We start from the raw sequence: 18,760 nt of genomic DNA, 5'->3' as shown, positions 1-18,760 counted from the left end.
GCGGCCAACCAGCACACCGAGGATGTTTTATCGAACGCCCTGACCAGGTCGAGTACCATCGCTGGTTCCTCCCGCCGGACCACGACCGGCACCGCGGACTGGCACAGCTCGACGGCCCCACGCGCGCCATGCTGCACCAATTGCGCTGGCGCAAACCGCCGCGCGATCGCCGCCGCCTGTGGGGCGCGTTGGCGGTCGCGCTGTTGCTGCATATCTTTTTCTTCATCGCGGTGTGGTACGAGATGAAGCCGGGCGTGCGTGCGCCGGAAGTGGTGCAGGTGCAGCTCGATCAGGGCATCCATGTGCGTTTCATCGCGCGCAGCACGGTCCAGCCGCAAGCTGCGCCGCCGCCGATCACGCCGCCGCCGCGTCCTGTACGTGAGCCGCCGTCGCACAATGCGATGACGATGCATCTGCCGACGTCTGCGCCGGCGCCGCAACCCGCACCGGCGACGTCGGTGCCGCATCCGCTGTTGTTCGACCGCACCGGACAAATCGTGCTGCCGGCCACTGCCTCCAGTGCGCCCGCGCCGGCATACGTGCAGCGCGCGCCGCAAGGCGACACGCAGATCATGCACGACCGCGACATCATCAAGTACAAGCCCACCAGGCTCGACCCTTACTGGCGCAAGAGCAGCAACGCCATCGACGACGCCTTGCAGAAAGCGGTGGAAAAAACCACGGTGAAGAAAACCATCCAGTTACCGGGCGGCATTCGCATCCATTGCGGTATTTCGCTGGCGGCACTGGGGGGCGGATGCGGTGGCGATCCACCGCCGCCCCCACCGCCCACCGATGGCGATGAGCGCTTGAACATGGCGCCTGCGCCCTTGGTGAAAGGCACGTCTATACCCAAGCCCGACGTGGCCACATGCATTGCCGATTATCGAGCGGGCAAGCCGCTGCCCTATGGTTGCCCGGTAGATACGCCCACGCGCGCGGTGGATGCGGAGAAGAAGAAATCGGGGCCGTAGGTTGGGGCAGAAAAGTGGTGCTCTGTAGGCTGGAATGACATCCCAGCTTCGTTTTTTGCCCCATGCTTGGAATTCAAGCCAGCCTATGTATGGACGTCATTCCCGCGAAAGCGGGAACCCATCTTTGCTGTTGCACTGAGGGCAAATGGATTCCCGCTTTCGCGGGAATGACGGCCGTATGGGTTACCGCAGACATACATGGGGCCACGCCAATTCCTTGCCGGACAGCAGTGCGCTTTCGCGGGAGTGGCTGCCATGGGGTTGAATGCATCGCTTCGGCGGAACGCACAAGACGTAAGTCGGAACGAAAACCCTACCTCGAAAATCCGATGTATTTCGAATGAACGCTGCCACTGCGATTCGTCATCATGTGTTTTTCACGCGACTGTAGCTATCGCCAACATTTAGACGTCTAAATAGCCAAGATATTTAGACGTCTAAATTCATCCGTGCATGTAAATTACCAATAGCACTGGACGTCCAGAACAAACTGGGAGCAGTATCGGATCTCCGCGCTCGTCCGGCGGGGATCAAGTGGGAAATAACTTAAGTCAACGCGACCGCAGCCTGTGGCTGCGTCGGGCCCGTACGGCGGTGCGATGGCTCTATCCATTCTTCAATTACAGAGAGGTGACCACGACGAGTGCATGCGGCAGATACATCACAGGGGGCTCGCTTTCTTTCATTTCCTTTTTAATGGAGAAACAACGTGAAAACCGAGCATGTGATGATCAGTGTTTGCATTGCGGCAGCGCTCGCCACGCTGCCTTCGATGTCTCTGGCTACTGCTTCAAACGCCGCGCTGGCAGGTATCGACACCACCGAGGCGCCGCGGGTCACGCAAACGGTCGACAACAGGGTCGTTTCCGCCCTGGGCAATACGCATCTATCGCTGTTGGACAAGGTGCCGTCTGCCGGTGCCGTGGCTGATTCCACGCCGATGAACCATATGCAGCTGGTCCTGCAGCGCAGTGCGAAGCGCAGCGCCGCACTGAACCAGCTGATCGCCGCGCAGCACGATCCTTCTTCATCCAAGTTCCATCAATGGGTGACCCCAAGCCAGTTCGGGCAAGCCTTTGGCGTAAGCAATGCGGACATCAGCGCGGTGACCGCCTGGCTTACCTCGCAGGGCTTCAAGGTCAACGGCGTGTTGCCGAACAAGATGCAGATCGATTTCAGCGGCACGGCCGGACAGGTGCGGCAAGCCTTCCGCACACAGGAAAATCATTACATCGTCAATCATGTAAACCACATCGCCAATGACGGCGACATCAGCATTCCTTCGGCCTTGCACAACGTGGTGGTGGGCGTAGCGGGCCTGAACGATTTCCGGCCGCAACCTTTGCATCAACAGCCGCAGATCGCGAAGTTCGATGGTTCCACCCAGCGGTTCAAGGTCCAGCAGTCGGCCAAGACGGCCAACGCCAGCAGCGGGCCCAAGCCGATGGTGAGTTTCGAAGGTGGCGTACGCGGCTTTGCGCCGTATGACATGCAGACCATCTATAACACCGCGCCGTTGTATGTGCAGGGCCTGACTGGCAAGGGCGTCAATATTGCCGTCGTGGAAGACCAGGACATGGATGTGTCGGACTGGCCGAATTTCGTCAGCCAGTTCGGCTTGGGCGGCTACGGCGGCACCTTCCAGCAGTTCCAGCCGCAGCTGTCGCCGAGCACCGGCAATTGCACTGATCCGGGTGGCAATGATCCCTACAGCGAAAGCATCGAGACCGTGCTCGATTCGGAATACTCCACCGCCATCGCGCCCGGTGCGAATATCTGGGTGGCGACGTGCAGCGATACCGGCAGCAACAATTTCTTCGGTGGCGTGTTCACCGCGGCCAGCAATTTGATCAATGGCACCTCGCGTCCCAACATCATCAGCGCCAGCTATGGCTATGGTGAGGGCTTTACCGACGCCGCCAGCAAGGCCGCTATCGATGCGATGTGGGCGCAGGCGGATGCGGAGGGCATCTCGGTGTTCGTGTCCAGCGGCGATTCCGGTTCCAACCCCAGCTTCAACGGTTCGATCATCAACGGCGTGCCGGCCATCGATGCCAATTCGTTTGGTTCGTCGGTCAACAACACCGCCGTCGGCGGTTCGGATACGGCGGATGTGCTCGATGGCAACAGCAGCAAGTACTTCAACAGTACGTTGAATCCGGTGTATGGATCGGCCAAGTCGTACGTGCCGGAAATTACCTGGAATCAATCGTGCGGCAACACGCGCGCGGCCAAGGACCTGATCGGCGGCAGTGCCTTGCAGTTCTGCAAGAACGCGATGATCTACGATCCCTACGGTTATTACGTTACCTCCGAGAGCGGCAGTGGCGGCGCGTCCTCGGTCGTGGCGAAGCCGTCGTGGCAACGGATCGTGCGCGGCGCGGCCAAGGATCAGTCGCGTGACTTGCCGGATGTGTCGCTGTTTGCCGGTTCCTACGGCGGTTATTCCTGGGTGATTCTGTGCACGGGTGCCAGTCCGTGTGCGCCGAACTTCACCACGCCGGTGGTGCTGGAAGGCGGCACTTCGCTGTCGTCGCCGATGTTCGCCGGCATCCAGGCGCTGGTCGACCAGGGGCTGTCCAGCGCAGGTGGATCGATGGATCAAGGCAATGCCGCACCGACGCTGTATGAGCTGGCACGCAACGAATACGGCGGTCCCACCGGTTCCGCACCGTCGACGCTTGCTGCATGCAATGCCGACAACGGCACCAAGGGCACCGGCAAGTGCGTGTTCCACAACATCACCGACGGCGGCAACTCCACCCAGTGCATCGAGCTGCAGGGTGAAACCACGCCCGATTGCTACTTCTACGGCACGATTCAGAACTTCGAGGGCTTCTATGGGCCAACGCAAGTCGGCCTCACCTCGTCCAATGCCACGAAGTACAACAGCTCAACCGCTGCCTATGCGGCAAAGGCCGGCTGGAGCGGCGCCAATGGATTGGGCTCGGTGAATGCCAGCAACCTGTTGTCGGCGTGGAAGTCGTTCAACGGTCTGTAATGGGCGTTAGTGAGCACGGATGTTCGAAACCCTGGCGGCCAAGGCCGCCAGGGTTTTTTGTGGGCAGAGGATGAAACTGGCCTGGGATGAAATCCCAGCGTGTTTGTGGCGCCTGATGCCGGGATTTCATCCCGGTCTGCAAGAGCGTTCCCAAGCTCAAGAAATCCGCTTGCCCCGGTACACTGGCGCCCATGTCGCCTTCGCCTCCTGAACAGCCCGAATCCATCGCATCCAAGGTCATCATGATCAAGTCGCCGCGCGATGCGGCGACGTGGGCGGTGGTCTATCGGCGGCGTACGCGCGAGAAGCCGCGCGACTATCTGTTGAAGCTGGCCGGGGTGATCGGCGCGCTGCTGGTGCATGTGCTGGTGCTGCTGGGCTCGTTTCTCGGTTCGCCCTACGAGCTGCCGCCGCCACCGCCCGAACCCAAGGGCAACATGCTGGTCGTGCGTTTGATCCCGAACAAGCCACCGCCCCCACCACCACCGCCCGTGCGTGGCGTGCCGCCCAGGGAGCATGGCCCGACCCATCGCGGCAACACTTCGCAAGTGGTGCATGCCACGCATGAAACCTCCACTGCGGCGCCGGTGGCCGCCGTAGCGCAGCCGCCGGTGCCGGCGCCGAAACAGCCGCCCGTGGTGGCGCAAGCCAAGCCGCCGGCGGCGGAAAAAGCGCAGCAGCAACCGTCGGCACCATTGCCGCCGATTACCTTGCCCAAACCCTCGCCGCAGCCGATCGAGCAACCCGCGCCGGCAGGTTTGCCACCGCCGCCGTTGAGCATGCAGGCGGTGCAGGTGCCACAGCCGGTGCCGCCGCAGTTCCAGCCGGAACCACCGCGCAAGCCGCAAGCGGAGGGCACGCAGCCGATGCCTCCGCTGCCGTCGCTCGCGTTGCCGACGCAACCGGCGCAGTCGGCGCCGTCCATCACCGCACCGCAAATCGCGGTGGAAAAACCGTCGCTGGCGCCAACGCCCATGCCCAGCGTGGTACCTGCTCAAGCCAGCGCAGCACCTGCATCGCCTGCCGCACCGGCCTTGCAGCCGATACCGATGCCGGCGCAAGCGGCGCCGACGGTGAATCTGCAGGCATCGGCCACGCCGCTGGCGACACCGAACGTGCAGCACACGTCGCCACAGCAGCTCGGCCCGGTGGTGCGTGCGCAGGAGCCGCCGGCACTCGCGCCGGTGCCAGTCACGCCCGTGGCCGCACCGGCGCCCGACGTGAGGCCTGCCGCACCCGCATTGAATATCCAGGCGCCGACCTTGGCGGTGCCGGAGGTGTCGCTGCGTCCGCAATTGAGTCCGTCGGCGGCACCTGTGCCCACGACGCCGCAGAGCGAAGCCAAGCCATCGACATCGCCCAGCAGCGAAAAGGAAACCGCTGCGACGTCGCCGCCTACCTCCAACTCGTCGCCATCGAATGCAGCCGCCAACGAAGGCAACGCCAGCACGAGCACCGCGCCCAACGCCACGCCCCAGGGCAGCGAAACGGAAAATCCAGGACAACCCAACGGCGTGGCGCAATCGCAGAACGAAAACAACGGTACCCAAGGGACGCAGCCATCGCCGACACCTGGCACCGGCAACAATACGGCGGGCGAGCAGGGCGGCGGCACACCCGGTACGCAAAACGGCACCTACATCCAACTGAAGCCGCGCGGCGATACGCAAATCATGTCGCACAACACCAATCTGCCGCACTACAACCCCACGCGTTTCGACAAGTACTGGACGCCCGAAGGCGAGAGTTCCGTCGATACCGCCTTGCGCCATGCAGTGGAAAAGACCACGGTGAAGCACACCTTCAATTTGCCGCAAGGCGTGCGCATCGAATGCCAGGTGATGCCATTGCTGCCGTCGTCGCTGTTCGGTTGCCACAATCCCGATCCGCCGGCGAAGCCGTTGGACAAGAAGATCTACGATCGCCTGAATCTACCTACGCAGAATGCGTCGATACCGAAGACGGAGGTGGCGGCAGCTGCGAGTACACCAGCGCCTGCTGCGCCGGTGGTGTTGGACAACAGTGCCGAATGTGCCGCGGCGCGCGTGAGTGGTGGGCCGCTACCGCCGAATTGTCCGCGGGATACGTTTGTGCCGGTGAAGCCGGTGGGGGCTACGCCGTCGAAGTCGGGGTCGTGGGTGCCGGCGAGTGATCAATTTCACTGAGTGGGATGAATGGTTTTTTTTGCGTGGCCGCCTTGCGCACGAGCCATTGGAAATGAGCTAGGCCGCGGTTGAGTGAGAGATTGCCTGCGGCGCTTTCGGACCCTAAAGGGCCCGAGTCACTTTTCTTTGCTGGCCCAAAGAAAAGTAACCCAAAGAAATGGCCTCAAAGGCTCGCGGCGTAGGGAAGTTAAAAGCCGGAACGTTGACGGCTTTTTAGAAATAGTTGGTCGCCACAGGTTCTACGTTCCCGCTATACCGCAACGCGCCCAAGCGCTGAGGACTTAAAGCTCGCAACTGGCTGAGCTTGGCCGAGCACTGCTTTTTTTACTCCTCAGTGCTTCGGCGCGTTGCGGTATAGCGGGGCGGTGTGGGCTTAGCTCGCCAACAACCAAGGCATGGCGTCAAACCTCCAGGCTTGTAAACAGCCTAGCGCCATGAGCTTTTCAGGCCATTTCTTTGGGTTACTTTTCTTTGGGCCAGCAAAGAAAAGTGACTCGGGCCCTTTAGGGTCCGAAAGCGCCGCAGGCAATCTCCCATTCAACCGCGTGGTCAGTTTCCGCCGCAGCCTGCTTGCTTCACAACGGCGAAGCAGAGCAACAACCCAACCACCTCCAGCACGAAAAAGCGCGCCCCGCCCACTCACAACAACCGCAACAACTCCTTCATCAACGGCAACCGCCGCACCCGCACCGCACTCACCCGAAACACCGCATTCGCCAACGCCGGCGCCGCGGTCGGCATGGCGAGAAAGCTCGCACCGGCCGGATCGCCTTCGCCCGGCACGGTAATCACCTCCACCGTGCGCGGCAACTGCGCCATGCTGGCGAGCGGGTAATCCTTCCAGGTGCTTTGCTGCACCTTGCCGTCCTTGACGGTGATGGCGAGATTGAGCGCGGTTGACAAGGCATCCAGCGTAGCGCCGGCGACTTGTCCTTCCAAACCCATCGGGTTGATCACGCGGCCGACATCCACCGCGCACACGGCGCGTTCGATGGTGAGCTTTTCGCCTTGCATCGCCACTTCGATCGCATGCGCGACGTATGCGCCGTCCATGTACCAGCAGGCGAGGCCGAAGCCGTTCACCGAGTGCAGCCAATCTTTCCAGCCGATGCGGTCGGTCACCAGCTTCAGCACGTTGACCAGCCGCGCCGTATCGACGGCACCGCCACCTTGCTGCGGAATCAATCGCGGCTCGCCGATCAGGCGCAGGTTGGTGACGAGGGGATCTTCCTTCAGCGAATGCGCGATTTCATCGACGAAGCTGCACACCGCGAACGCATTGGTGAGATGCGGCATGCCGCGATGCGAGCCGCGTGGCATCGCGGAGGAAAGACCGAACCAGTCGCTGCGGTAGTTCGGCACGAAGCCGGCAGGAAACTGATTGACGCCGACTTCCGAAGTCCATAAGTGATCGGACGGCACGCCGCGGCCGGTCAAGGCCGACGCGCTCGCCACGCGCTGGTTCCACGCAATCACATGGCGCTTCGCTTCAAGAATGGCCTGGAACTTGTGCACGCAACCGGAGCGGTAGTAGTCGTGCGTGAGGTCCTCGTCGCGCGTCCAGAACAGGCGCAGCGGCTTGTCGACTTCCTTCGCCAGCAGCACGGCTTCGGCGACGTAGTCGTGATCGAGACGACGCCCGTAGCCGCCGCCGATGCGTGGCACGCGGATGTCGATCTGGTCCGGTGCCAGCCCGGTAAGGCGTTGCACCACCGTCCACGCCTGTTGCGGCGATTGGGTGGGCACGTAGAGCGTGGCGCTGGTTTTATCCAGGCGCACCAGGCAATTCATCGGCTCGCTGGTGGCATGCGCCAGCCACGGTTGGTAATAGACCGCTTCGACGCGGCGTGCGGCTTTGCGCTTGGCCTTGTCGATGTCGCCGTCGTCGCGGATGCGCGTGGTCGGTGCTGCATCGCTGTTGATGAGCGCGGTGGCTTGTTGTTCGAGCGCAGCGCTGCTTTCGCTGCCGCTGGTGCCGGGTTTCCATTGCAGCTTGAGCGCCTTGCGTCCTTGCAAGGCAATCCAGGTGCTTTCGGCAATCACGGCCACGGCGGGCGCGATCACGGTTTCGCCCGGCGGCAGGTGGGGATCGGGCTTGAGCTCGATCACTTTCACCACGCCCTTGATGGCCAGCGCCGCGCTGCTGTCCAGTCCGGTGAGTTGGCCGTCCGGCCACGGGCAGTGCGCAAGCACGGCGATCAGCGCGTCGCCGAAGTGCTGGTCCAGCGCGTATTCCGTTTGCCCGGTGACGATCGCGCGCGCGTTGGCGTCGCCGGCGGGCTTGCCGATCAGGGTGTAGCGCTCCGGCGTCTTCAGCGCGATGGCGCCGTGCGGCAGGGCGATCTTCGCGGCGGCGGCAGCAAGCTGGCCGTAGCCGAGGCGGCGGCCGTCGGGTGCGATCACCGCACCCAGTTCCGCACGCAGCTTTTCCGGCGGTACACCCAGTTGCGGCACGGCGGCCTGGATCAGCAGCCAGCGTGCCAGCGCACCGGCCGAGCGCAGGTCGCGCCAGGCGCGCGGGATCGAATTGCCGGTGCCCCCGACTTGCTGGCCATACAGCCAGCGCGGTTTGCCGTTGTCGTTCTCCACGCCCAGGCCGAGCGGCAGCACGCGCACGTGTTGCCAATCGGCATCCATTTCGTCGGCAATGATGCGTGCCAGCGAGGTAGCCACGCCGGTACCGGTTTCCGGATCGCGCGAACCGATCAGCACGGTGCCATCGGCGTCCACACGCACGAACATGCCGAAGTCGTAAAGCGCATCGCCCAGCATGTCCGGCGGCACCGGCGCATTGGCTGCACGGGCGCTGCGGATGCCGACGATCAGGGCGCCGGCGGCGCCCGCCATCACGTGCAGGAAACGGCGGCGCGAAAGCTGCATCGTGCCGCTCATGCCTTGGTTCCCTGCTTCATCGCCATGGCCGCGCGCTTGATCGCTTGACGCACGCGTGTCTGGCAGCCGCAGCGGCAAAGATTGGGCAGCCCGTCGATGTCGTTGTCGGAAGGATCCTTGTTGCGATGGAGCAGATCCATCGAGGCGATCAGCCAACCGGGCGTGCAGTAGCCGCAGCCAATGGCGTCTTCGTCGATAAACGCCTGTTGCAGCGGATGCAGGTTGCCCTTCGCGCCGACCAAGCCTTCCACGGTAATGACCTGCTTGTCGGCCAGCTTGCTCATCGGTGTATTGATGGCGGAAGTGGCCTTGCCGTTCACCAGCACCAGATCCGCGCCGCCATCGCCGTGCTCGCCGCCGTACTTGGTGCCGTCCAGCCGCAGCACGTCGCGCAGGTACCACAGCAGGGGCATCGCCGGATCGCCGGTATGGCGGTAGTGCTCGCCATTGATCTGCAAATCGATGCCAGCGCGAACGGGAGTGGGGGTGATGTCCGTCGGCTTAGTGGGCAGCGCGGCGTGGTCTTGCGCCATCGGGTGGTGTCTCCGTCATACCTATCCGCGCATTGTGGCATTGCCGCAAGATTTTAGGGATGCGTCGGACTGAACAAGCATCGGCAAGCAGGCCCGGATTGTCATCCCGGCCGGCTTGCCTGTCAGGAGCGCACGGGATTGAACACTTTTCGCCAAACCAGATAGACGGGAATGCCGGCCACCATGATGGCCAGGCCAATGCCCGTATTCACCAAACTTGTACGCAGGCTTTGCACCACTACCAGGCCGATGGTAGCGATGAAGATCAGTGGCGGCAGCGGATAACCGGGCGTACGGAACGACACCGTTTCGTGCTGTTGGCGGTGGCGATACCAGAACAACGTACCCACGCCGACTGCGCAGGCCAGCCAATCACCAAAGGTGGCGTAATCCAGCAACTGACCATAGCTGCCCGACAACACCAGCACGATCGACCAGCCCACCAGCAACAGCAGCGCCAGGTTGGGCGTGTGATGGCGCGGATGCAGCCGCCCCACGCTGGCGAAGAACAAGCCGTCTGCCCCCATCACTTGCAGCACACGTGCACCGGCCACCAGCGTGATGTTGCAGAAACCAAAGGTGGAGATGGCGATGCCCACCGCGATCAGCTTGGCGCCGGCCGGGCCGAACACTTTGCCCATCACATCGGCCGCGGGTGTACGGCTGTGCGCCAACCCGTCGTGGCCCAGTACCGCCAGGTACGCCACGTTGACCAATGCGTAGGCGATGATCACGCCCAGCATGCCAAGCAGCAGCGCGCGGGGCAGGGTACGTTGCGGCTCTTTGACTTCGCCGGCCAGGTTGTTGAGGTAGGTGAAGCCGGAGTAGGCAAACAGCACCGGTAGTGCCGCGCTCATGAAGCCGACGTTGCCGCGCGCGGAGTCGGTCGCCAGCCACGGCGTTCCGGTACCGACACCGGCCAGGAACAGTCCGCACACCACCAGCACTGCCACCGCCAGCAGCTTCAACAGGGTGAACAGGTTCTGCATCTGCACGCCGAACTTCAGGCCAAACACGTTGATCAGCGCCACCAGCGCCAGCGCACCTGCCGCCAGCGGTGTGGCCATGCCCGCTGGAAGGCCAAATACCGTTGCGGCATAGCTGGCAAAGATGGTGGCCACCGCCGCGCTGGAGCCGGAATAGATCACCAGCAACATGGTCCAGCCGAACAGAAAGCCGGCCAGTGGCCCGAACGCTTCGCGCAGATATACATAGCTGCCGCCGGCATGCGGCCGGCGCGCGCCCAGTTCGGCGTAGCACAACGCACCCAGCAGCGTGAGCACCCCGGCGCCTACCCACATCAACAGCAATGCCAGGCCCGATTCGGTGCGCTGCGCGGCAATGCCCGGATTGAGAAAGATGCCGCCGCCGATGATGCCGCCAATCACCACCAACGCCGCGTCTCGCAGGCGAAGACTGCGCTGATAGCCGGTAGCCGGTGACGTCATGGGTAAAGCCCCTGGAATGGAAAGGCAGAGCATGGCAATCGCGGCGATTGACAGCAAGCGAGGCAACTCGATCTGGCCGCTATCCCCTTCCGCTTTCGCGTGAATGACGGCGATGGTTGCGCGCCGCCGAAGAGCCAGCGCCATCGGGCCATCTTTGCGCGTCGCATCACGTTTCATACAATGCACCGCCCGCCGAAACTCGAGCGGGCGCAGGAACTTGCGCGCATGCACCGGCGCAAGAGGGAAGTGGTCGGACGTTGCGTTTATCCGCCAACAATCATCCACATCAGGGGTTTCAATGAACAAATGGATTTCCAAAGCGGCCATGGCGGCCGCCCTGGCTGCTGCGTCCAGCACGGCCATGGCCATGGATGGCAACTTCTTCATCAACGGAGAAGCTGCCGGGTCCAACGTAAACATCAGGAACTTGGAGAACAAGGACAACACCAGCATGTCCGGGGCGTTGCGCGCGGGCTATCTGTGGAATGCCGGCTCCATTTCCTGGGGTGCCGAAGCGGGGTACGTCGACCTGGGCAAAGTGACCGGCAGCGACAACTACGCCGTATACAACGTCGTGGGCAGGTACGATCCCATCCACATCTCCATCAAGACGCAAGGCGAATTGCTGGGGGGCGTGTTCAAGCTGCACTACGGCGATTACGGCTGGTTCTTCTCGGCGCGCGGTGGCTGGTTCCATTCGCATACCTCGGGCAGGGCCAGCGATCAGCTCGGTCTGTCCTCGGTTTCCGAGACTCGCAACGGCGACGGCATCTATGCCGGTTTTGGCTTTGGCTACGATTTCACCAGGCACCTGGGCATCAGCATCAACTACGACTATTACAACAGTCGCGCCAATGGCATCTATTCCGGCCACTTCAACACCGGCATGTACGGTGGCACGCTGGAATATCGTTTCTGAGTTTTCGCGTCATGCAGCAAGCAACGGCCGCTTCATGCGGCCGTTGTTTTTTAGAGATCGAGCCTGCCCTGGATCAATGCCACGCATTGGCCGCCGATCGTGATGCTTCCGTCCACGGCATCGCGCTTGACGCGAACGTATCCGTCGCGACCCACTTCGCGGCCCTGGCTGGCCAGGTAATCGCGGCCGTAGCTGCCGTCGCCACGCTCGGCAAGAAAAGCCATGATCGCGGCATTGGCGCTGCCGGTGACGGGATCCTCCGGTATGCCGTCGCCAGGGCAGAAAGCGCGCACGGCCATCTGCGCGGAGCCGGCCGGTTCACGGCCGAATACGCTCACGCCCATGGTGCGGTGGCGCTCGCTCAGCGTGACGATGCCATGCATGTCCGGTTGCAGCGCGCGCACGCGTGTCGCTTCGCGCAGATCGCACACCCACCACAGCGGGCCGGCATCGGCCAGGCGGATGTGCTCATCACTCAGCGGCACGCCTAGCGCTTCGGATAGATCGCGACGGACGTCGGCGCCGACGCTTTGCAATCGAGGGCGCGGCGCCTGCACGTGGATGAAGCGCTCCGCGCCAGGATGTTCGATCATCACTGGCAGCAAACCAGCGGTGCATTGTTGGATCAGTCGGGTTTTACCCGCATCGACAAGTCCTGCTTCAATCGCCGCGTAAGCACTGCCGACGCTGGGGTGTCCGGCAAACGGCAATTCCTGCTTCGGCGTGAAAATGCGCACGCGATAATCCGCTTCCGGTGTCGTGGGCGACAACAGAAAGGCGGTCTCGGAAAGATTCGTCCAGCGCGCAAAGGCGCGCATGGTGGTGTCGTCCAGGCCATCACCATCGATGACGACGGCAAGCGGGTTGCCTTTCATCGGCTGGCGCGAAAAGACATCGAGCTGCATGAAGCGGCGAGTGATGGGCATACGCATGCGATATGGCGGATGGGGCGCCATCCTAGCATCCGGCATTCGCACGTCAGCCAGGGAAGTTCCCTCCCCCGTGGCGGGGGAGGGAGCCCTCTTACGACTTAGAACCCACTACGCAGGAACACATCCAGGTTCGCCACGTTCAACGTGCCGATACCAGCGCCCTGGTTGTAGCGCGGTGCACCGTCGTAGAACCAGTTGTCGCCGGCACGAACGCTGTTGAACGGCGAGAAGAAGCCGTAGCCGAAGATGTTCTGCAATGCATACACTTGCGGGTTCCACAAGCCGATGCGATGGCCCGTGCTCTGCCGCAGCAATGCCGTAATGCCGTTGAGCTGCGGTGCCACGAAACTGGTGCCGCCTTCGCCGGAAGCCAGGCCGCCATCCACCGTCGAGACGAAGATGTAGCCGGTTTCCGGATCCGCGTTCAACGAGATATCCGGCACGTTGCGTCCCGCGAAATGGCTGGGCAGTTGCAGCAGGGTGGTCGGGCCGGCGCTGGGATCGTTATAGACCAGTGACTGGTTCGGCTCGCTGCGGCGAATGCCCCAGGTGAATTGCTGATAGAACGGCTTGTGCCAATACACGCTCACGCCGCCGCCACCGCCGGAGGCAAACAGATTGATCGGGCGAACGTATTGGTTGAAGTAATTCTGCAGATAGTCCCAACCCCACACGCTTTCCTGCGTGACCGATTGCGTTGGGCCGGTGCCGAATTGATAGCTATAAGGCGTGGTGGTGCCGCCAGCGGCCGTGATGTATGGATCGGAAGCCGGCGAATCCACCGAGAGCGGCGCGGTGTATTCACCCACGCCGGTGCCCGCGCCAAGATCGCGCACGGTGTCATACGCGCCCGAATCGCCCGATGCCGCAAACAACGACTGTCCCTGCACGGCCGCTTCCAGGAAGATCTTGTGGAACGCGCGCAGGTCGCCGACGTCGGTGGTGTCGGTGTTGCTGGCGCCGGTCACATTCAATGCCGCGAAATTGAAGATTTCCGGCAGGCCCCAGCTGGTGGAGATGCTGTCGGCGATGTTGTCCGACACGGCTTGCGCGAACGCATCGACGTAGCCGTCGGTGGTGTTGGGCGCGTCGTACACGACGATGTTGGCGTACGGTGCGACGCCGCCGGATTGCTCCACGTCGATCGAAGTTTCGCCGCTGCCGCCATCGATCGCGGCGCCGCCATCCACGTGCACCTGCGTGATGCGATTGGGCTTGGTCGCAAGGCCGATGTCGGACCAGTAGGCGGTCGCGTCGCTGGGGTAGAAATCGGACAGCGTCACGATGCCCACGGTCGAGCCTTTGCCGACCACGCCGCGGTGATAAAGCGGGTTGATGTTATAGAAGTTGGCGACGTCGCCCACCGTGTATTCGCCGGGCACGCCCGATGCAGTCGGATTGCTGTTCGTGCCGCCGGCGCTCTTGTTATTCGCGGCGACGAGCTTTGCATTCGCCGCCGCGAGCGATGCGAAAGCCCGCGAGGAAACGTGATGCGGGCGATAGACCTTCTCGCTGCTCAGGCCGGCCGCTACGTCGACCACGTCGGCAATGGCCGAGGGAATCTGCGGCGAGGTTGCCGGCTTGTGGAAACGATGGCCGTTCTCGCGCGAGACGTAGTTGTGGACGGAGGTCTGGAACAGCTTGCCGAACTGGCTAAGCGTGCCGCTGGTGCGGATCGCCAGGTGGCTGGGCAATACCTCGCTGCTCAAGCCTTGGCTTTTCAGGTAGGACTGCACGCGCGCGATCTCTGCGTCGGTGGCGCCGTACTGTTGCGCAAACTGCTGCGTGGTGAGGAATTGCTGGTAGTGCGCGCTGCCGGGCGTCACGGTCTGGCGGACGTAATCCTCCAGCGCGGCCTGGTGGTGAAGTTTCAGCACCAGCGTGACGTGCACGGTCTGATCGGCCGGCGCGGCGCCGGCATCCACCGCGGGTAGGGCGCTTGCGGCCCATGCGCCGGCGCTGGCGCCGGTGAGCAGCAGGCCAAGGGACAACGAAAGCGACTTGCGATGCAGCGTTGCAAACATGTGCTTCTCCCTAATGAGCACGCCGGCATGTGCGCATGCAGGCAAAGGTTGAAAGCACATTCCCCTTGCCGCACCCGAACGATGTCGTTGCGCAGATGGTTGATGGTCGACTTCCCAGCGACGTCGTCCGCCTCCCCTGACGACCAGCATCGCGCCGCTGAGATGAGCCTATAGCGCTGCCATGAAACCTGGAAGTGCCTGAGATGCATGTGGGCAGACAGGATGTCATGTGCAGGTGAATTCTTATGAGTTGTCTCGATTCAATGGAAGACATCGAGGCTGCGTGTGTAGTCCTCCCTGGGTAGCGAGCTACAAAAATCGTGTGCACTAAGTTGAACAAACGGTTTGGGTGAGCGAATCCCTACCCGAGTGCAGGGCATTTCTTTAGGCAGCGGCGAAGCGATCCGTTAGCGTTTGCAAAATTTTTACGCCTGGAACCGCTTTCCCTTTTGCGCGGTTCGACGGCGGAATTTCGTTCAATACATCAAGGAGTCCTTTTCATGCGCAAGTTTGCAGTGATCGCTATTGCATTGGCATTGGGTGCGGCATCGTCCGTGGCGATGGCCGATGAGGGTCATTTCTTTGCGAACGCCAATGCGGGTGCGTCGCGTTACAACGTGGACAATCCGTTCGCGGGCGTTGCGGGCAACAGTTTCAGCAAGACGGGCAAGGCGGGCGCGTTGCGCGTTGGTTATCGCTGGAACAGCGTGGTGGATTACGGTGTTGAAGCCGGTTACGGCTTCTTGGGCAATGCCACGGCGCGCCTGGCTACCGACAACGCCGTCATTCGCGAGCAGGCACAGACCCGTGGCTGGTTGTTGGGCGGCAACCTCAATTACAACATCAACGAACAGTGGTACGTAGGTGCCCGCGCTGGCTGGTTCCGCGCGCGCAGCCTGTACGAAGCAAGCACGATGACGGCCAACGTCAATGATCGTGGCCGTGACGCCGTCACCCGCACTGGCGAATATTTCGGTTTGGGCGGCGGTTATAACTTCAACAAGAACTTCAGCCTTGGCCTGGCTTACGACACGTACCGCATGCCGGAGAACGAATACAACAAGAACACCCGCATCGGCATGTATTCGCTGCAGGCCGAATACCGCTACTGATTCAAGGCGTCTCCACTCTATTTACGGCCGCCCCGCGCGGCCGTCTTTTTTTTGTGCGCGGCCCGGTTTGGGCGCACAATACGGCGGTTGTGTCCCGTGAGCGCAAGGCTTGCGGGGCTTTCTCCTCAAGTCGAAGCCGCCGCCCATGACCACCATCAAGCAAGACGATCTGATCCAGTCCGTCGCCGACGCCCTGCAGTACATCAGCTACTACCACCCGGTCGACTACATCACCAACCTGGCCAAGGCCTACGAGCGCGAGGAATCGCCAGCCGCGAAAGACGCCATGGCGCAGATCCTGATCAACTCGCGCATGGCGGCCGAAGGGCATCGCCCGCTGTGCCAGGACACCGGCATCGTCACCGTCTTCCTGAAAGTTGGCATGAACGTGCGCTGGGATGCCACGCTGAGCCTGGAGGACATGGTCAACGAAGGCGTGCGTCGCGCCTATAACCATCCGGACAACAAGCTGCGCGCGAGCGTACTGGCCGATCCGGCCGGCAAGCGCAGCAACACCAGGGACAACACGCCGGCGGTGATCAACGTTTCCATCGTGCCGGGCGACACGGTCGACGTGATCGTGGCGGCGAAGGGCGGCGGTTCGGAAGCCAAGTCCAAGTTCGTGATGCTCAACCCCTCCGACTCCATCGTCGACTGGGTGCTCAAGACCGTGCCGACCATGGGCGCCGGCTGGTGCCCGCCTGGCATGCTGGGCATCGGCATCGGCGGCACGGCCGAGAAGGCCATGCTGCTGGCGAAGGAGGCGCTGATGGAGCCGATCGATATCCAGGACCTGATCGCCCGCGGCCCTAAAAGCCGCGCCGAGGAGCTGCGGCTGGAGCTGTACGAAAAGGTCAACGCGCTGGGCATCGGCGCGCAGGGGCTGGGCGGCCTCACCACCGTGCTCGACATCAAGGTCAGGGATTACCCCACCCACGCCGCCAACCTGCCGGTGGCGATGATCCCCAACTGCGCCGCCACCCGCCACGCGCACTTCACCCTGGATGGCTCCGGCCCGGTGATGCTTGATCCGCCCTCGCTGGAAGACTGGCCCAAGCTCACCTACGACTCTTCCCAGGGCCGCCGCGTGAACCTCGATACGGTGACGCGCGAGGAAGTCGCCAGCTGGAAACCCGGCGAAGTGCTGCTGCTCAACGGCAAGCTGCTGACCGGCCGCGACGCCGCGCACAAGCGCATGGTCGACATGCTGAACAAGGGCGAGCGATTGCCGGTGGATTTCACCGGCCGCTTCATCTATTACGTCGGCCCGGTCGATCCGGTGCGTGACGAAGTGGTCGGCCCCGCCGGCCCCACCACCGCCACCCGCATGGACAAGTTCACCGAGCAGGTGCTGGCGCAGACCGGCCTGCTGGGCATGGTCGGCAAGGCCGAGCGCGGCTCCGCGGCGATCGAGGCGATCAAGAAGCACCAGTCGGTGTACCTGATGGCCGTCGGCGGCGCCGCCTACCTGGTCTCAAAGGCCATCAAGGCCAGCCGCGTGCTGGCGTTCGAGGATCTGGGCATGGAGGCGATCTACGAGTTCGAGGTCAAGGACATGCCGGTGACCGTGGCGGTGGATTCGGCAGGTACGTCGGTGCACAAGACCGGGCCACGGGAGTGGCAGGCGAAGATCGGCAAGATTCCCGTCTTGGTTGAATAAATCATGCGCGTAGCGCATACGTTGGCCTCCTCTCCCCTCCGGGGAGAGGATTGAGGTGAGGGGCAAAGGCTTGCCGGAACACATAATTCTTCGGCCGTCATTCCCGCGAAAGCGGGAATCCATCTTCGCTTTTGGCTTTAGAGCCAAATAGATTCCCGCTTTCGCGGGAATGACGGCAATGGTGCGTGGCTTCCCCTCCGGGGAGAGGGGGCAAATCGCCGCAAGCATTTAGCCATCCAAACGCTATGCCAAATTTTCGGTTGCATTCCGGCTGATGCATTGCAACACTGGGGGAATTGACTTTTCCCGCAACCCTAGACAGAGAAACCGTGACCTCGAACGCCCCCGCGCCGCTTTCCACCGGCGCACCCTGGATCGTGATGAAGTTTGGCGGCACCAGCGTCGCTACCCTGCCGCGCTGGCAGAACATCCGCGAACTCGTTGCCAGTCGCCGCGCCGAAGGCGCCCGCGTGATGGTGGTCGTGTCCGCGCTGACCGGCATCACCGACGCACTCAAACAACTGTGCTCGCAGGAAGACAAGGGCAAACGTATCGAGGCCTACAAAGCGATCGCGCAGCGTCATTACGACCTGCTCGATCACATGCAGCTCACCGTGCCGGGTACGCTCGCCGAGCGCTTGCGCGAGCTGGGCAAACTGGCCGAAGAAGGGCCGGCGGTGATGGGCGAACTGGCGTGGTCTGCGTTGGTGCAGGGGCATGGCGAGCTGATGTCCAGCGCGCTGGGCGCAGCGTTTCTTTCGCACGCGGGCCTATCTACGCAGTGGGTGGATGCGCGCGACTGTCTTGCCGCGATCGCGTTGCCCAACCAGAACGAGCGCACCAAGCTGCTCTCGGCGATGGTCGAAGCCAAGCCTGATCCCGCGTTGAATGCGCGCCTGGCGAAGCTCGGCGAAGTGTTCATCACGCAGGGCTTTATCGCGCGCGAATCGCAAGGTCGCACCGTGCTGCTCGGTCGCGGCGGCTCCGATACGTCGGCATCGTATTTCGGTGCGCTGCTGAAAGCGCAACGCGTGGAAATCTGGACCGACGTGGCCGGCATGTTCACCGCCAATCCGCGCCAGGTGCCCGGTGCGCGCCTG

Annotated in this window: 12 protein-coding genes and 1 pseudogene; 8 read left to right on the top strand and 5 right to left on the bottom strand. The window is 62.7% G+C overall.

Annotated features, from left to right (window positions below; all coding sequences use genetic code 11):
- Positions 1–128: 128 nt before the first annotated feature.
- The 4 genes from V7M64_RS16215 (at position 129) to V7M64_RS16200 (ending at position 6,140) form a co-directional block, all read left to right on the top strand.
- The gene (locus V7M64_RS16215) at positions 129–974 is read left to right on the top strand and encodes a hypothetical protein (protein WP_333680486.1); all 846 of its coding nucleotides are present in this window, start codon (positions 129–131) and stop codon (positions 972–974) included.
- A gap of 709 nt (positions 975–1,683) precedes the next feature.
- Complete coding sequence (locus V7M64_RS16210) at positions 1,684–3,975, top strand: protease pro-enzyme activation domain-containing protein (protein WP_333680484.1); 2,292 nt, start codon at positions 1,684–1,686, stop codon at positions 3,973–3,975.
- 19 nt (positions 3,976–3,994) lie between these two features.
- On the top strand, positions 3,995–4,186 hold the full coding sequence (locus tag V7M64_RS16205) for a hypothetical protein (protein ID WP_333680483.1): 192 nt from the start codon (positions 3,995–3,997) through the stop codon (positions 4,184–4,186).
- A gap of 31 nt (positions 4,187–4,217) precedes the next feature.
- Positions 4,218–6,140 (top strand): hypothetical protein, encoded by a 1,923-nt coding sequence (locus V7M64_RS16200; protein WP_333680482.1) that lies wholly within the window; start codon positions 4,218–4,220, stop codon positions 6,138–6,140.
- Positions 6,141–6,779: 639 nt separating this feature from the next.
- On the opposite strand, the gene V7M64_RS16195 is transcribed toward V7M64_RS16200, so the two are convergent.
- The 3 genes from V7M64_RS16195 to V7M64_RS16185 all read right to left on the bottom strand — a co-directional run bounded on the left by V7M64_RS16195 (position 6,780) and on the right by V7M64_RS16185 (position 11,013).
- A complete protein-coding gene (locus tag V7M64_RS16195; RefSeq protein ID WP_333680481.1) occupies positions 6,780–9,032 on the bottom strand; it encodes a molybdopterin cofactor-binding domain-containing protein in 2,253 nt (750 codons plus the stop codon).
- On the bottom strand, positions 9,029–9,565 hold the full coding sequence (locus V7M64_RS16190) for a (2Fe-2S)-binding protein (protein ID WP_333680480.1): 537 nt from the start codon (positions 9,563–9,565) through the stop codon (positions 9,029–9,031). Before V7M64_RS16190 ends, V7M64_RS16195 begins: the two co-directional genes overlap by 4 nt.
- Before the next feature lie 122 nt (positions 9,566–9,687).
- Positions 9,688–11,013, bottom strand: a complete 1,326-nt coding sequence (locus tag V7M64_RS16185; protein WP_333680512.1) for an amino acid permease — start codon at positions 11,011–11,013, stop codon at positions 9,688–9,690.
- Positions 11,014–11,311: 298 nt separating this feature from the next.
- Between V7M64_RS16185 and V7M64_RS16180 the strand changes: the two genes are divergently transcribed.
- Positions 11,312–11,932, top strand: a complete 621-nt coding sequence (locus V7M64_RS16180) for a porin family protein (RefSeq protein ID WP_333680478.1) — start codon at positions 11,312–11,314, stop codon at positions 11,930–11,932.
- A gap of 50 nt (positions 11,933–11,982) precedes the next feature.
- On the opposite strand, the gene V7M64_RS16175 is transcribed toward V7M64_RS16180, so the two are convergent.
- Positions 11,983–12,858 carry a PhzF family phenazine biosynthesis protein gene (locus tag V7M64_RS16175; RefSeq protein WP_333680510.1) on the bottom strand — a complete coding sequence of 292 codons (876 nt, stop codon included), beginning with the start codon at positions 12,856–12,858 and terminating at the stop codon, positions 11,983–11,985.
- Positions 12,859–12,962: 104 nt separating this feature from the next.
- Complete coding sequence (locus V7M64_RS16170) at positions 12,963–14,888, bottom strand: S53 family peptidase (RefSeq protein WP_333680476.1); 1,926 nt, start codon at positions 14,886–14,888, stop codon at positions 12,963–12,965.
- 500 nt (positions 14,889–15,388) lie between these two features.
- Between V7M64_RS16170 and V7M64_RS16165 the strand changes: the two genes are divergently transcribed.
- The 3 genes and pseudogenes from V7M64_RS16165 to V7M64_RS16155 form a co-directional block, all read left to right on the top strand.
- Positions 15,389–16,000, top strand: coding sequence for an outer membrane beta-barrel protein (locus V7M64_RS16165; protein ID WP_333680475.1), 612 nt, complete (start codon positions 15,389–15,391; stop codon positions 15,998–16,000).
- Positions 16,001–16,145: 145 nt separating this feature from the next.
- A complete protein-coding gene (locus V7M64_RS16160) occupies positions 16,146–17,660 on the top strand; it encodes a fumarate hydratase (protein ID WP_333680473.1) in 1,515 nt (504 codons plus the stop codon).
- A gap of 380 nt (positions 17,661–18,040) precedes the next feature.
- Positions 18,041–18,760 (top strand): annotated as a pseudogene (locus V7M64_RS16155) (bifunctional aspartate kinase/diaminopimelate decarboxylase); the annotation flags it as partial.

Source organism: Dyella sp., assembly GCF_036746095.1.
GTDB lineage: Bacteria > Pseudomonadota > Gammaproteobacteria > Xanthomonadales > Rhodanobacteraceae > Dyella_B.
Note: the sequence above shows the minus strand (reverse complement) of the source record. Positions and strands in the feature narration are given on the sequence as shown.